14 protein-coding genes are annotated in these 13608 nt (G+C 66.6%); 7 read left to right on the top strand and 7 right to left on the bottom strand.

The features are described 5' to 3' along the window. Positions 1 to 10: 10 nt before the first annotated feature. Positions 11 to 1153: a tRNA 2-thiouridine(34) synthase MnmA gene (mnmA, locus tag I6N89_RS17295; RefSeq protein WP_207019773.1), complete on the bottom strand. Its 1143-nt coding sequence runs from the start codon at positions 1151 to 1153 to the stop codon at positions 11 to 13. Positions 1154 to 1279: 126 nt separating this feature from the next. Here mnmA and I6N89_RS17290 point away from each other — a divergent pair, with 126 nt between their 5' ends. The 4 genes from I6N89_RS17290 to recG all read left to right on the top strand — a co-directional run bounded on the left by I6N89_RS17290 (position 1280) and on the right by recG (position 6827). Beyond that, positions 1280 to 1579 carry a DUF1153 domain-containing protein gene (locus tag I6N89_RS17290; protein ID WP_207019772.1) on the top strand — a complete coding sequence of 100 codons (300 nt, stop codon included), beginning with the start codon at positions 1280 to 1282 and terminating at the stop codon, positions 1577 to 1579. A 115-nt stretch (positions 1580 to 1694) separates the two neighbouring features. Further along, positions 1695 to 2411: a response regulator transcription factor CtrA gene (ctrA, locus tag I6N89_RS17285; protein WP_076703734.1), complete on the top strand. Its 717-nt coding sequence runs from the start codon at positions 1695 to 1697 to the stop codon at positions 2409 to 2411. 67 nt (positions 2412 to 2478) lie between these two features. Continuing rightward, the gene (gene ligA / locus I6N89_RS17280) at positions 2479 to 4740 is read left to right on the top strand and encodes an NAD-dependent DNA ligase LigA (protein WP_207019771.1); all 2262 of its coding nucleotides are present in this window, start codon (positions 2479 to 2481) and stop codon (positions 4738 to 4740) included. After that, positions 4737 to 6827: an ATP-dependent DNA helicase RecG gene (gene recG / locus I6N89_RS17275; protein ID WP_207019770.1), complete on the top strand. Its 2091-nt coding sequence runs from the start codon at positions 4737 to 4739 to the stop codon at positions 6825 to 6827. Before ligA ends, recG begins: the two co-directional genes overlap by 4 nt. Positions 6828 to 7265: 438 nt before the next feature. On the opposite strand, the gene I6N89_RS17270 is transcribed toward recG, so the two are convergent. Beyond that, positions 7266 to 8669: a methyl-accepting chemotaxis protein gene (locus I6N89_RS17270; protein WP_207019769.1), complete on the bottom strand. Its 1404-nt coding sequence runs from the start codon at positions 8667 to 8669 to the stop codon at positions 7266 to 7268. Between the two features lie 54 nt (positions 8670 to 8723). Further along, positions 8724 to 9176, bottom strand: a complete 453-nt coding sequence (locus tag I6N89_RS17265) for an iron-sulfur cluster assembly scaffold protein (RefSeq protein WP_207019768.1) — start codon at positions 9174 to 9176, stop codon at positions 8724 to 8726. Between the two features lie 69 nt (positions 9177 to 9245). On the opposite strand from I6N89_RS17265, the gene hisI reads away from it, so the two are divergent. Continuing rightward, on the top strand, positions 9246 to 9605 hold the full coding sequence (hisI, locus tag I6N89_RS17260) for a phosphoribosyl-AMP cyclohydrolase (protein WP_207019767.1): 360 nt from the start codon (positions 9246 to 9248) through the stop codon (positions 9603 to 9605). 76 nt (positions 9606 to 9681) lie between these two features. Beyond that, complete coding sequence (locus tag I6N89_RS17255) at positions 9682 to 9900, top strand: hypothetical protein (RefSeq protein ID WP_207019766.1); 219 nt, start codon at positions 9682 to 9684, stop codon at positions 9898 to 9900. Positions 9901 to 9919: 19 nt separating this feature from the next. Here I6N89_RS17255 and gluQRS read toward each other — a convergent pair whose 3' ends face one another. The 4 genes from gluQRS to I6N89_RS17235 form a co-directional block, all read right to left on the bottom strand. Beyond that, positions 9920 to 10777, bottom strand: a complete 858-nt coding sequence (gene gluQRS, locus I6N89_RS17250) for a tRNA glutamyl-Q(34) synthetase GluQRS (protein WP_207019763.1) — start codon at positions 10775 to 10777, stop codon at positions 9920 to 9922. After that, entirely contained in the window at positions 10777 to 10995 is a 219-nt protein-coding gene (locus I6N89_RS17245; protein WP_076703748.1) for a hypothetical protein, read from the bottom strand. Before I6N89_RS17245 ends, gluQRS begins: the two co-directional genes overlap by 1 nt. Next, the gene (gene trmFO / locus I6N89_RS17240; protein WP_207019762.1) at positions 10992 to 12344 is read right to left on the bottom strand and encodes a methylenetetrahydrofolate--tRNA-(uracil(54)-C(5))-methyltransferase (FADH(2)-oxidizing) TrmFO; all 1353 of its coding nucleotides are present in this window, start codon (positions 12342 to 12344) and stop codon (positions 10992 to 10994) included. The genes I6N89_RS17245 and trmFO overlap by 4 nt, the downstream gene beginning before the upstream one ends. Before the next feature lie 186 nt (positions 12345 to 12530). After that, entirely contained in the window at positions 12531 to 12983 is a 453-nt protein-coding gene (locus I6N89_RS17235; RefSeq protein ID WP_207019760.1) for a type II toxin-antitoxin system RatA family toxin, read from the bottom strand. Positions 12984 to 13064: 81 nt separating this feature from the next. On the opposite strand from I6N89_RS17235, the gene hpt reads away from it, so the two are divergent. Then, positions 13065 to 13607, top strand: a complete 543-nt coding sequence (gene hpt / locus I6N89_RS17230) for a hypoxanthine phosphoribosyltransferase (protein WP_076703754.1) — start codon at positions 13065 to 13067, stop codon at positions 13605 to 13607. Position 13608: the final 1 nt, after the last annotated feature.

Below are 13608 nucleotides of genomic sequence, written 5' to 3'. Positions count from 1 at the left end.
CAACCGCCGCTCAATACCCCCGCCAGATCCAGCCGCCGCCAAAGATGCGGCTGCCGTTCGGGTCGTAGAACACGCATGCCTGGCCCGGGCTCACGCCTTCCTCGGCGACGATCAGCTCGACCTCTGCCTCGGTCTCGGAGATCGGCCGGATCACCGCCTCGCGGGGCGGGCGGGTCGAGCGCACCTTGACCGAGAGCGGCCATTCCGCCTGCGAGGTGAAGGGCGCGTCGCCCAGCCAGTTGATCTCGCGCACCGGCACCTTGCGGGTCGCAAGCATCTCTTTCGGGCCCACCACCACGCGCTTGTTGTCGACATCGAGCTTGACCACATAGAGCGGCTCGCTCAGCCCGCCGATGCCGAGCCCGCGGCGCTGGCCGATGGTGTAATGGATGACGCCCCGGTGCTCGCCCAGAACGCGCCCGTCCGCATGCACGATCTCGCCCGGCTCGGCGGCGCCCGGACGCAGCTTTTCGATCACCGACGCATAATTGCCGTCCGGCACGAAACAGATGTCCTGGCTGTCGGGCTTGTCGGCCACGCTCAGCCCGTATTTCGCCGCCAGCGCCCGCGTCTCGGCCTTGCTCTTCAGGTGGCCGAGCGGGAAGCGCAGGTAATCGAGCTGCTCTGGCGTGGTGGAGAACAGGAAATAGCTCTGGTCGCGATTGGCGTCCGCCGCCGAATGCAACTCGGCGCCGTGATCGCCCAGCATGCGCTGGATGTAATGGCCGGTCGCCATGCAATCGGCGTCGAGATCCTTGGCGGTGCCCAGCAGATCCTTGAACTTCACCCGCTCGTTGCAGCGGATGCAGGGCACCGGCGTGGCGCCGCCGAGATAGCTCTCGGCAAACTCGTCGATCACCGCGTCACGGAAGATGTTCTCGTAATCCAGCACGTAATGCGGAAAGCCCATCTGTTCGGCCACGCGGCGCGCGTCGTGAATGTCGATCCCGGCGCAGCAGGCGCCTTTCTTGGCCAGCGCCGCGCCATGATCGTAGAGCTGGAGCGTCACGCCCACCACGTCATAGCCTTCCTCGGCCAGCATTGCCGCCACGACCGAGCTGTCGACGCCGCCCGACATGGCGACGACCACGCGCGTCTCCGACGGCGGTTTCGGCAGGCCGAGCGAGTTCAGAGTCTGGGCGTCGAGGGGCATTGGTCTCTCCTGGGGAATACCGCCGGAATATAGGAAAATGCGAAGCACTCTCAAGGGGCGGTTTTAGACAGCGTTAAATCGTGCGCGGTCAAATACGTCTCAGCCGGAACGACTGGGACAAGAACAATGTATTTGAAGAAAATCGACGGCCCGCGCGCGGTGACCCTCCCGGACGGCACAATCATGACCCGCGCCGACCTGCCGCCGCCGGAAACACGACGCTGGGTGGCCTCGCGCAAGGCAGCGGTGGTCAGGGCGGTGCGCTACGGGCTGTTATCTGAAAAACAGGCGCTGGATCGCTACGGCCTCAGCTCCGAGGAGCTGGGCGAATGGATGCGCGCCGTCGCCTGCCATGGCGAGGAGGCGCTGAAGGCGACGCTGGTGCAGCGGTTCCGCGCGCCGGGGCAGGGCGTGACCGAAGGTTAACTTCCGATGAAAGCAACCTGCGATTGAAATGACTCCGCGTTTGTCTACAGTAAAGAAGCATTAACCTATTTCCGACAGGGTCGGCATAAGGGACAGAACAAGCGGAGAACAGCTTATGCGCATCCTTCTGGTGGAAGACGACCCGACCACATCGAAAAGCATCGAGCTGATGCTGACGCATGCCAATCTCAATGTTTATGCCACCGACCTCGGCGAAGAAGGCATAGATCTCGCGAGGTTATACGACTACGATCTGATCCTTCTCGATCTCAACCTGCCCGATATTCATGGGCATGAGGTGCTGCGACAGCTGCGCCTGTCACGGATCAACACGCCCATCCTGATCCTCTCGGGCGCCGACGATACTGAGAATAAAATCAAGGGCTTCGGCTTCGGTGCCGACGATTACCTGACGAAACCCTTCCATCGCGACGAGCTGGTGGCGCGCATTCACGCGATCATCCGCCGCTCCAAGGGCCATTCGCAATCGGTGATCCGTACCGGGAAAATCTCGGTCAATCTCGATGCCAAAACCGTGGAAGTGGGCGGAAAGCCGGTGCATCTGACCGGCAAGGAATATCAGATGCTGGAATTGCTAAGTCTGCGGAAAGGCACGACTTTGACAAAGGAAATGTTCCTCAATCACCTTTATGGCGGCATGGACGAGCCGGAATTGAAAATCATCGACGTGTTTATCTGCAAATTGCGGAAAAAACTTTCCGAGGCGACGGGCGACGAAAATTACATCGAGACGGTCTGGGGCCGCGGCTATGTGCTGCGCGATCCGGAGCCGCGCTCGGACGAGCCGCCCGCCATCGCCGCCAACGGCTGAGCGGCTGGACGCCGCCGCCCCCGCGCCCTATCACTTGCCCCAGACGGCGTGATACGGGGGCGCTTCCATGGCGGATGAGGCAATAGCGGAACTTGCGGTCGAGGCGCTGACAGAGGCGCAGGCGCGCGACGAGCTGGCGCGGCTCGCCGACCTGCTGGCGCAGGCCAATCGCGCCTATCACACCGAGGACGCGCCCGAGATCAGCGATGCGGAATACGATTCGCTGAAACGGCGCAATGCCGCGATCGAGGCGCGCTTTCCCGATCTGAAACGTGAAGACAGCCCCTCCGAACAGATCGGCGCGCCGCTGGCGGAGGGATTCGCCAAGGTCCGCCACGCGCAGCGCATGATGTCGCTGGGCAATGCCTTCGACGCCGGGGAGGTGCGCGAGTTCGACGCCCGCATCCGTCGCTATCTCGGTCTCACCGATGGCGCAGCGCTGGCTTTCACCGCCGAGCCCAAGATCGACGGGCTGTCGCTGTCGCTGCGCTATGAGGACGGCGTGCTGATGCAGGCCGCAACGCGCGGCGATGGCAGCGAGGGCGAGAACGTCACCGCCAATGCCCGCACCATCGAGGACATCCCCGAACGGCTCGACGGCGCCCCGGCGCTGCTGGAGGTGCGCGGCGAGGTCTATATGAGCCACGAGGATTTCGCGGCGCTCAACGAGCGGCAAGAGGCGCAGGGCGGCAAACGCTTCGCCAATCCGCGCAACGCCGCCGCCGGCTCCCTGCGCCAGCTCGATTCGGAGATCACCCGCGCCCGCCCGCTGAAATTCTTCGCCTATGGCTGGGGCGAGCTCTCGGCCCCGCTGGCCGAGACCCAGAAAGGCGCCATTGACCGGTTGCAGGCGCTCGGTTTCCAGACCAACGACCTGACCCGTCTCTGCGACGGGCCGGAGGAAATGCTCTCCCATTACGCCGAGATCGAGGCGCAGCGCGCGACGCTCGGCTACGATATCGACGGCGTGGTCTACAAGGTGAACGACCTCGCGCTTCAGGCGCGGCTGGGCTTCCGCTCGACCACCCCCCGCTGGGCCATCGCGCATAAATTCCCCGCCGAGCTTGCCTGGACCCGGCTCGAAGCCATCGACATCCAGGTCGGTCGCACCGGCGCGCTCTCGCCCGTCGCGCGGCTGACGCCGGTCACCGTGGGCGGCGTCGTGGTCTCCAATGCCACGCTGCATAACGAGGATTACATCGCCGGGCGCGACGCCTCCGGCAACCCGATCCGCGACGGCAAGGATATCCGCATCGGCGACTGGGTGCAGGTCTATCGCGCCGGCGACGTGATCCCGAAAGTGGCCGATGTCGACCTGTCGAAACGCCCCGAAGATGCGCAGCCCTACACCTTCCCCGCCATCTGCCCGGAATGCGGCTCCGAGGCGATCCGCGAGGAGGGCGACGCCGTGCGCCGCTGCACCGGCGGGCTGATCTGCCCGGCGCAGGCGGTTGAAAAGCTGAAGCATTTCGTCTCGCGCGCCGCTTTCGACATCGAGGGGCTGGGCGCCAAGCAGGTGGAACAGTTCTACCGCGACGGCTGGATCAGGGAACCCGCCGATATCTTCACGCTGAAGGCGCGCTACGGCGCCGGCATGCAGCAGCTCAAGAACCGCGAGGGCTGGGGCGAGAAGAGCGCGGCGAACCTGTTCGACGCAATCGACGAGCGCCGCAAAATCGCGCTCGGCCGGGTGATCTTTGCGCTCGGCATTCGCCATGTGGGCGAGGTGGTCGCGAACGATCTGGCACGGCACTACCTGCGCTGGGACGCGCTGATCGCCGCCGTCGATGCCGCCGGCCCCGCCGCCGCGCGCCACCGCCAGGCCGAGGCCGCGGTGGAGGCCGAGCGCAAGACCGCCGCCGCCGAAGAGCGCCGCGCCCGCATCAAGGAAACCCGCGATGCGGTCTGGTCCGAGGCGCCGCAGGTCGCGCCCGAGGCCCGCGCCGCCTGGGAGGATCTGGTCGGCGTCGACGGCATCGGCATGACCGTGGCGGTGGCGCTGGTCACCTCCTTCGGGCAGGAGGCCGAGCGCGCCTCGATCGACCGGCTCGCCGCCCATCTCGACATCCAGGAGGCCGAGCGCCCGGCCACCGAGGGCTCGCCGGTGGCCGGCAAGACCGTGGTCTTCACCGGGTCTCTGGAAAAGATGACCCGCGCCGAGGCCAAGGCGCGGGCCGAGGCGCTGGGGGCCAAGGTCTCGGGCTCGGTCAGCAAGAAGACCGATATCGTCGTGGCCGGGCCGGGCGCCGGCTCGAAGGAGACCAAGGCGCGCGAGCTGGGGGTGGAGATCATGGACGAAGACGCCTGGCTGGCGCTGATCGGGGCATGACCCAGCGGCCCGAGGCGCTCTGGCCGCTCTTTGCCGAGCTGAAGACGCTCGACGGGGTGGGCCCCAAGACCGCGCAGGCGCTCGAAGGGCTGGAGATCGTCGCGCCGCGCGATCTGCTGTTTACCCTGCCGCATTCGGTGATCGACCGCCGCCCGCGCGCCACGGTGCAGGGCGCCGATCTGCCCGGGGTGGTGACCGTCGAGGTGACGGTGGGCCGCCACATGAAACCGGTGCAGCGCGGCCGGCCCTACCGCATCCATGTGGAGGATGCGCAGATCGGCTTTCAGCTCGTGTTTTTCCACGGGCGCGAGGATTACCTCACGCGGTTGCTGCCCGAGGGCGCGCGGCGGCTGGTCTCGGGCCGGGTGGAGCTTTTCGACGGCATGGCGCAGATGGTGCATCCCGACCATATGCTGCCCCCCGAGGAGGCCGCAACCCTGCCGGAGTATGAGCCGGTCTATCCGCTCACCCATGGCGTGACGCAAAAGCTGATGACGCGGGCGGTCGCGGATGCGCTGTCGCGCGCGCCGGCATTCGAGGAATGGATCGACGGGCCGCTGAAGGCGCGCGAGGGCTGGCCCGACTGGCGGGCGGCGCTCGCGTCGGCGCATGCGCCGCAGGGCGCGGGCGATCTGACCCCCACGGCGCCGGCCCGGGCGCGGCTCGCCTATGACGAGCTGATGGCGCATCAGCTGACCCTGGCGCTGGCCCGCGTGCACCGCCGCAAGGGCAAGGGGCGGGAGACCATGGGTGACGGGGCGCTGCGCCGCAAGGTGCTGGCATCGTTGCCGTTTCGCCCGACCGGCGCGCAGGCCCGGGCGATGGACGAGATCGCCGCCGACATGGCCAGGCCCGAGCGCATGAACCGACTGTTGCAGGGCGATGTCGGCGCCGGCAAGACGCTGGTCGCCTTCATGGCGCTGCTTATCGCGGTCGAGGCCGGCGGGCAGGGGGTGATGATGGCGCCGACCGAGATCCTCGCGCGGCAGCATCTCGACGGGCTGAAACCCTTTGCCGAAAGCGCCGGTGTGGTGCTGGAGCTGCTCACCGGTCGCGACAAGGGCGCCGAGCGTCGCGCCAAGCTGGCGGCGCTGGTGCGCGGCGATATCCAGATCCTGGTGGGCACCCATGCGGTGTTTCAGGCGGATGTGGAATTCGCCGATCTGCGGCTGGCGATTGTCGACGAGCAGCACCGTTTCGGCGTGCGCCAGCGGCTGGAGCTGGGGCGCAAGGGGGCGGCGGCGGATGTGCTGGTGATGACCGCCACGCCGATCCCGCGCAGCCTGGCGCTGGCGCAATATGGCGACATGGACGTCTCGCTGCTCGACGAGAAACCGCCCGGGCGCAAGCCGATCCGCACCGCGCTGATCTCCTCCGAGCGCATGGAGGAGGTGGTTGCCCATCTGCGCAAGGCGGTGGCCGAGGGGCGGCAGGCCTATTGGGTCTGCCCGCTGGTCGAGGAGAGCGAGGCGGTCGATCTGACGGCGTCCGAGGAGCGCTTCAAGCATCTGCGCGCGGTGCTGGGCGAGGGCGTCGTGGGGCTGGTGCATGGCCAGATGCCGCCCGCCGAAAAGGATGCCGCCATGGCGCGGTTTGTGGCCGGCGAGACCAAGGTGCTGGTGGCGACCACGGTGATCGAGGTCGGGGTGAACGTGCCCAATGCCTCGATCATGGTGATCGAGCGCGCCGAGTGGTTCGGGCTGGCGCAGCTGCACCAGCTGCGCGGGCGCGTCGGGCGGGGCGAGGCGGAAAGCACCTGTTTGCTGATGTATCAGCCGCCGCTGGGCGAGGCGGGTATGAAACGCCTGACCACCCTGCGCGAGACGGAGGACGGGTTCCGCATCTCCGAGGTCGATCTGGAGATGCGCGGCGCCGGCGATCTGATCGGCACGGCGCAATCGGGGCTGCCGCGCTTTCGCGTGGCGGATCTGGAGCATCAGGCGGGGCTGATGGCGATGGCGCAGAGCGATGCGCGCAAGCTGCTGGCCGAGGATCCGACGCTGCAAAGCGAGCGCGGGCAGGCGGCGCGCGTGCTGCTCTGGCTGATGCGGCAGGACGAGGCGATCCGTTTGATTTCAGTGGGTTAGCCGCGCGCGCCTCTGCTGAAACCTGTTTTGTTCTCAAATGTTCTCAAAAAGTTCTTTACAGATCGTAAAGCGTATGAGAACAAAAGGGTAACAAAACGCCAGACAGGGAATGCCACCATGATCGACACGCTTCGCAAGGTTCTGACCCGCGCCGAATCCACCCTTCTTCAGGATATGATCGGCGGCGTGTCTTTGGTGGTCATTCTTCTGGGGGCGTTGCACCTGCCCAGCTTCTGAAAGGTTTTCCGTTTCTGCCTGCGGTCTTTTCCCGGACCGGTCCCGCATCACTGTCCCGATGCAAGGCGACTGTCCCCGCTGATGTGCCCCCGGCCTGCCTGAAACCCGGCGGCACGCACCGGTCCGTTTCCCCAAAAAGACACGCCACTCGCCGCCGCCTCCTCCCCCGGAGCGCGGCGGCTTTTTCTTGTGGGGCCGCGCTCAGAACCGGTAGGCGAGCCGCAAGCCGCCCCAGTGCTTGCCGCGCACGGTGATCGGGGCGGAGAGATCCTTCATCATGACGAAATTGCCGCCGCCCATGTCGCGGCGATAGACCTGAAGCAGGAAGGGTCTGGTGTTGCGCCCGGCCTTGAGCCCGACCCGGTCGTCAAAAATCCGGCGGTTGCGGCTGTTGGCGGCGTTCCAGACCGGATCGCTGCCCTGGGGCTGGGAGAATTTGCGGTTATGCGTCGGCAGATAGCCGTTCCGGTCGACCGCGGCGCAGAACACGATGCGCGGATCCTGCGACAGTACCGGCTCCTGGATCGGCGGCAGCAGCGTGTCGGTGAGCGTGGTGAAGGCGGTCAGCGCCTGCTGCGGATCGGTGCCGGGCACCGGCTTGTAATCGCTGTCGAAAAGCGCCGCGCCCGAGATCCGGCCCGCCTCCAGCGCCGCCTCGAAGCTTTGCGAGACGCGGAGCGCCAGCTCCTTGACCTGCGCGATCATCGCCGCATCCTCGCCGGTGCCGCCGATGGCCACCGCATGTTGCAGGATCGCCTCTGATCCGTCGACCAGCCGCTCGCAGCGGCGCGAGGCCTCGTCGACCCCGCGCGTCACCTCGCCGACCGAGCCTTGCAGCCCGGTGACCGTGGGGCGCAGCTCCTCCACGGCGCTGCTCGCGCGGTCCATATCCATGGCGATGCGGGCGGTGGCGCTTTGCAGCGTGCCCATGCGCTCGCGGATCTCCGACAAGGCGGCATCGGCGGCCTCGGCGCCCGAAAGCACGGTCTCCGCCTCCTGAGAGGTGTGCAGCGCACCGGAATTCAGCGCCTCGATCCAGTCGGACATGCGCGCCACGGTGGCGGAGATCGCCTGCACCGCCGCGCCGGTCTGCTGGCTGAGCTCGTTGATCGCCTCGGCGACGATGGCGAAGCCGCGCCCGGCATCGCCGGCGCGCGCCGCCTCGATCTTGGCATTGACGGCGAGGATGTTCACCTGGCTGGCGATGGAGGCGATCTGGCTGTTGGAGGTTTTCACCGCGCCCAGCATTTCCTCGACCGCGTCGTTTTCCGCATGTACCGATTTCACCCAGCGTGCCAGTTCGCGCGCGGCGGTGCCTGAGCGCGCCAGCGTGCCGATGGAGGCCTCGACCTGCGCGCTGGCCTCGTCGGCGCCCCGCGCCACGTCGCGGATATCGGCGGAGACCCGGGCATTGGCGGCGGCGACATTCTCTGTCGCCTTGCCGACCTCGGTCAGGGTGGAGAGCTGGCTGAGGCTGCGCGCGTCGAGCGCCTGGAGAAAGCCCGAGATATCGACAACCTCGCGCCCGAGCGCGGTGGCGCCCCGGGTCAGGCTGGTCAGTTCCCGCGCCGCGCCCGGCGCGCCAAGTGAGGGATCGTGTTGCATGCTGGCCCTGCGCTGTTGCAGCACCGGCATAAACCGCAAAACCTCAATATGAGCTTAAGCGCTCTGCGCCTGACGCGCCTCTTCCGCCGCCTCGCTGGCGGCGTCGAGCGCCAGCAGGATCGAGGCGTGGCGGTTCTTGTAGGCCTGTGCCGGGCGCAGCACTTCGAGCCCGTCGAAGGGTGCGGGCGGGGTGGGGCCGTCTTCCTTCAGCATGGCGCGCAGCGCGTCGCGCGCTGCCGAGATCTCTTCGGGGGTGCAGCCGACAATCGACGAGCCCACCACCGAGGCGGAGGCCTGACCCAGCGCGCAGGCCTTCACGTCCTGCGCGTAATCGGCGACCTTGCCGTCCTGCATGCGCAGATCAACGGTGACCGTCGATCCGCAAAGCGGCGAGCGTTTCTTGACGCTGGCATCGGGCGCCTCCAGCCGGCCTGTGCGCGGGATATCGGCGGCCAGTGCGAGGATGCGCTGGGAGTAGAGCTTGATCAGGTCGGTCTCGGCGGACATGGCTTTCCCTTTCGGATCGTCTCCCATAGATAGGGGGCGTTTTCGAGACTGCAAAAGGGTTTTTGCGCAATGAGCTTCGATCCCGCCACTTTGGTCTATGATGCGAACGGCCTCATCCCCTGCATCGCGCAGGCGGCGGAGACCGGCGAGGTGCTGATGATGGCCTGGATGAATGCCGAGTCGGTGGCAAAGACGCTGGAGACCGGGCGGGTGACCTACTGGTCGCGCTCGCGCAAATCCTTCTGGGTGAAGGGCGAGAGCTCGGGCCATGTGCAGGAGCTGGTCGAGCTGCGGGTGGATTGCGACCGCGATTGCCTGCTGGCGCTGGTGAACCAGACCGGGCCGGCCTGTCACACCAACCGGCGCTCGTGTTTCTACACGGCGCTGCGCGAGGGCGACGAGGTCGAGATCATGACGCCGATGGCATAGGCCTCACGGCTGCGCGAGGGGCGGAACACCATCGCGCGCGGGCGCGTTTCCTCTGGAGAAACCCGGGAGGTTTATCATGCCTATCATGCGACTTTCATCCGCCGTTCTCATCCTCGGCCTGGCGATCGTGGCGGTCTATCCGCTGCTCGGTCCTGTCTTCGGCACCGCGCCGGTGGACGCGACACAGGTTGCCGATGCGCCCTGGTGGCTGATGCCCGTGGGCTATTTCACCGCCTTTATCGGCGCGGCGGGGCTGTTCATCGGCTGGGCGCGGAAAAAGGAAAAGACCCGCTGAACGTGAGCGCCCGCGCCGGTCAGAGACCGACCATGGCGCGGATTTCCTGCGGGCTCTTGCCCTCGGATCGGTAGAGCGCGATGGCGCGGGCGTCGTCGCGTTTCGCCAGCCGCTTGCCATGCTCGTCGCGGATCAGCCGGTGGTGGTGATAGACCGGCGTGGGCAGATCCAGCAGGCGTTGCAGCAGCGCGTGGATGCGCGTGGCCTCGAAGAGATCGCGGCCCCGGATCACATGGGTGATCGCCTGCGCCGCATCGTCCACCACCACAGCGAGGTGATAAGAGGCGCCCATATCCTTGCGCGCCACCACCACATCGCCGATGTCGCGGATCATCTCGTCATCCGAGGCGGAGATCGTGCCGCTCTGGCCATCGGGTCCGGCGCCGGTTTCGGCGAAGGTGAGCGGCGCCGTGAGCTTTGCGCAGGCGCGCGCCATGTCGAGCCGCAGAGTCACATCCTTCGGGCGCGGGCCGGCGGGCGGCGTATCCGGGCGGCAGGTGCCGGGATAGATCAGCCCGTCCGGCCCGGTGAGCGGGGCGCCTTCCTGCGGGGCAGAGAGCGCCTCGCGGATGTCGCGGCGGGTGCAGGTGCAGGGGTAGAGCAGGCCCATCTGCCAGAGCCTGTCCAGCGCCGCTTCGTATTCGCCGAGATGCTCGGATTCCCGCCGGCAGGGCTCTGGCCAGTCGAGTCCCAGCCAGTGCAGATCCTCCTTGAGCTGCACCTCCCATTCCGGGCGTGCGCGGCTTTGGTCAAGATCGTCGATGCGCAGCAGAAATGCGCCGCCCGCCGCCCGCGTCATGTCCGAGGCCAGCAGTGCCGAATAGGCATGGCCCAGATGCAGCGGGCCGGTGGGCGAGGGCGCAAAGCGGCTGCGCATCACTCGTCGCGGTAGCTGCGCTCGATACGGCGGGTGCGGCGTTCCTCGCCGGATTGATAGATCAGCACCCAGGCCAGCAGGATGAACATCGGATGTGTCAGCCCGCCGGAAAAGATGATCGCCGGGATCCAGATCACGAAGACCACGATCGACAGGATCGGTCGGCCCGTCAGCAGGATCGATAGCGGCGGCAGGAAGAGCGCGAGCACATAGTTCATGCGGGCACCTCCTGCGTGGCCAGCCAGCCCGACCAGGCCTCCTTGGCGCGGTCGGTATAGGCCTTGTAGCGGTCGCGCCGGCCCCGGCGCCCGCCCTTGAGCCCCTCGACCGGGCGGAACAGGCCGAAATTCACGTTCATCGGCTGGAAGGTCTTGGCCTCGGCGCCGCCGGTGATGTGGTGGATCAGCGCGCCATGGGCGGTGTCCTGCGGGATCTGCGGCAGCGGGTGGCCGAGGAGCTCGGCAGCGGCCATGCGACCGGCGGCCAGCCCCATGGCAGAGCTTTCCACATAGCCCTCGACCCCGGTGATCTGCCCGGCAAAGCGGATATTGGGGCGCGAGCGCAGGCGCATCTGCGCATCCAGCAGCGTCGGCGAGTTGAGGAAGGTGTTGCGGTGAATGCCGCCGAGCCGGGCAAAGCTGGCATTCTCCAGCCCCGGGATCATCCGGAACACATCCGTCTGGGCACCGTATTTCATCTTGGTCTGAAAGCCGACGATATTGAACAGCGTCCCGAGCGCATTGTCGCGGCGCAGTTGCACCACCGCATAGGCCTTTTCCTCGGGCTTGTGCGGATTGGTGAGGCCCACGGGCTTCATCGGGCCGTGGCGCAGGGTCTCGCGACCGCGCTCGGCCATGACCTCGATGGGCAGGCAGCCGTCGAAATAGCCGGCGGTTTCGCCCTCGTGGAACTCGGTCTTGTCGGCGGCGAGCAGGGCGTCGATGAAGGCCTCGTACTGGGCCTTCGTCATCGGGCAGTTGATATAGGCCTTCTGCTCTTCCTCGGTCTCGCCCTTGTCATAGCGCGATTGCAGCCAGGCGACATCCATGTCGATGCTCTCGGCATAGACGATGGGGGCGATGGCATCGAAGAAGGCGAGGCTCTCGGCGCCGGTCTCGGCGGCGATGGCGCGCCCCAAAGCGTCCGAGGTCAGCGGGCCGGTGGCAAAGATCCACTGGCCGTCCTCGGGCAGTTCGGAGATCTCCTCGCCCGAGACCTCGATACCCGGATGCGCGGCCAGCGCATCCGTCACCGATTGCGAGAACGCCTCGCGGTCGACCGCCAGCGCGCCGCCGGCGGGCAGGCGATTGGCATAGGCCTGACGCATCACCAGCCCGTTCGCTTGCAGCATCTCCCAATGCAGCAGGCCCACGGCGTTCTGTTCGTGATCGTCCGAGCGGAAGGAGTTGGAACAGACCATCTCAGCCAGCTTGCCGGTGCGGTGGGCGAAGGTCTCCACCTTGGGGCGCATTTCGTGGATCACCACGTTCACGCCCATCTGCGCCGCCTGCCAGGCCGCTTCGGATCCGGCCATGCCGCCGCCGACGATATGCAATCTCTGTGTCATGACGGGGCAGATAGGGGATCGGAGGAGCGGTGTTAAGGGGGAAAGCGGCGGAAGTGCGGGCGCCGCGGCACGCAGCACGTTGGCTCTGCGCCAGAAGGGCAGGGATTTGGCCACCCGATGGCAGGATTGAGACGCTCTGGAAATACCGCGCGTTCTGCCCGGATCAGGTCCGGGGGGCATAAAACCTCAGGCAGTGCCGTAGAGATCCGCTGCGCGGCGTTCGAAGGCGCGCACGATGCGCTGCATCGCCTCGTAAAAGAACATCCCTGCCGCGCCCTGGAGAATGCGGTTCTTGAATTCGAAATCGACGAAGAAATGCACGTCGACGCCGCCCTCCGCCTTGTCCTCGAACTGCCATTTCGAAATCATGTGGCGGAACGGCCCGTCGAGATATTCCGTGTCGATCCGGTTTTCCTGCGGATAGAGCGTCACCCGGCTGCCGAAACGTTCGCGGAACACCTTGAACGAGATCACCAGATCCGCCAGCATCACCTCGTGATCGCCATGTTCCTCGCGCGAGCGGATGCGCGCGGCGGCGGTCCAGGGCAGGAATTCCGGGTAGCGGGCCACATCGGCCACGAGGTCGTACATCTGCTGTGCCGTGTAAGGCAGGTGCTTGGTCTCGGAATGGGTCGGCATGTCGCTGGTCCGGCGTCCCTTTATCGCGTGACAGTGGGTTCCCATTTCGTATGCTGGGCGCGGCTTTGCAAGGGGGACGGGATGACAGAGCGGCCATATGTCGTAGACGAGATGATCTCGGCCAAATCCATCGCCGCGCGGATCGAGGCGCTGGCGCGCGAGATCGGTCGCGATTTCGGCGGCACCGACAAGCTGGTCGTCGTGGGCCTGCTGCGCGGCAGCTTTGTCTTCATCGCCGATCTGGTGCGCGAGCTCGACCTGCCGGTGGAGGTGGATTTCCTCGAAGCCTCCTCCTATGGCGACGCCATGCAGTCGAGCCGCGAGGTGCGCATTCTCAAGGATCTGCGCTCGCCCATCGAGGGGCGCGACGTGCTGGTGGTCGAGGATATCGTCGACACCGGCTTTACCCTGCATCACGTATTGAAACTGCTGGCCTCGCGCAGCCCGCGCAAGCTGCGCACCATCGCGCTGCTCGACAAGCCGGCGCGGCGCGAGGTGGCGCTCAAGGCCGACTGGACGGGCTTCGAGATCCCCGACGAGTTCGTGGTCGGCTATGGCATCGATTACGCGCAACGCAACCGTAACCTGCCCTTCATCGGCAAGGTGCGCTTCCCGGAGGGCTGAC

The sequence above is a fragment of the Salipiger abyssi genome, from assembly GCF_017311415.1.
In the GTDB taxonomy this organism is placed as follows: domain Bacteria; phylum Pseudomonadota; class Alphaproteobacteria; order Rhodobacterales; family Rhodobacteraceae; genus Salipiger; species Salipiger abyssi_A.
Note: the sequence above shows the minus strand (reverse complement) of the source record. Positions and strands in the feature narration are given on the sequence as shown.

Excerpts from the sequence above, each read along its gene's own strand:
- mnmA (WP_207019773.1), bottom strand. The coding sequence starts at position 1,153 with ATGCCCCTCGACGCCCAGACTCTGAACTCGCTCGGCCTGCCGAAACCG.
- I6N89_RS17290 (WP_207019772.1), top strand. The coding sequence starts at position 1,280 with ATGTATTTGAAGAAAATCGACGGCCCGCGCGCGGTGACCCTCCCGGAC.
- ctrA (WP_076703734.1), top strand. The coding sequence starts at position 1,695 with ATGCGCATCCTTCTGGTGGAAGACGACCCGACCACATCGAAAAGCATC.
- ligA (WP_207019771.1), top strand. The coding sequence starts at position 2,479 with ATGGCGGATGAGGCAATAGCGGAACTTGCGGTCGAGGCGCTGACAGAG.
- recG (WP_207019770.1), top strand. The coding sequence starts at position 4,737 with ATGACCCAGCGGCCCGAGGCGCTCTGGCCGCTCTTTGCCGAGCTGAAG.
- I6N89_RS17270 (WP_207019769.1), bottom strand. The coding sequence starts at position 8,669 with ATGCAACACGATCCCTCACTTGGCGCGCCGGGCGCGGCGCGGGAACTG.
- I6N89_RS17265 (WP_207019768.1), bottom strand. The coding sequence starts at position 9,176 with ATGTCCGCCGAGACCGACCTGATCAAGCTCTACTCCCAGCGCATCCTC.
- hisI (WP_207019767.1), top strand. The coding sequence starts at position 9,246 with ATGAGCTTCGATCCCGCCACTTTGGTCTATGATGCGAACGGCCTCATC.
- I6N89_RS17255 (WP_207019766.1), top strand. The coding sequence starts at position 9,682 with ATGCCTATCATGCGACTTTCATCCGCCGTTCTCATCCTCGGCCTGGCG.
- gluQRS (WP_207019763.1), bottom strand. The coding sequence starts at position 10,777 with ATGCGCAGCCGCTTTGCGCCCTCGCCCACCGGCCCGCTGCATCTGGGC.
- I6N89_RS17245 (WP_076703748.1), bottom strand. The coding sequence starts at position 10,995 with ATGAACTATGTGCTCGCGCTCTTCCTGCCGCCGCTATCGATCCTGCTG.
- trmFO (WP_207019762.1), bottom strand. The coding sequence starts at position 12,344 with ATGACACAGAGATTGCATATCGTCGGCGGCGGCATGGCCGGATCCGAA.
- I6N89_RS17235 (WP_207019760.1), bottom strand. The coding sequence starts at position 12,983 with ATGCCGACCCATTCCGAGACCAAGCACCTGCCTTACACGGCACAGCAG.
- hpt (WP_076703754.1), top strand. The coding sequence starts at position 13,065 with ATGACAGAGCGGCCATATGTCGTAGACGAGATGATCTCGGCCAAATCC.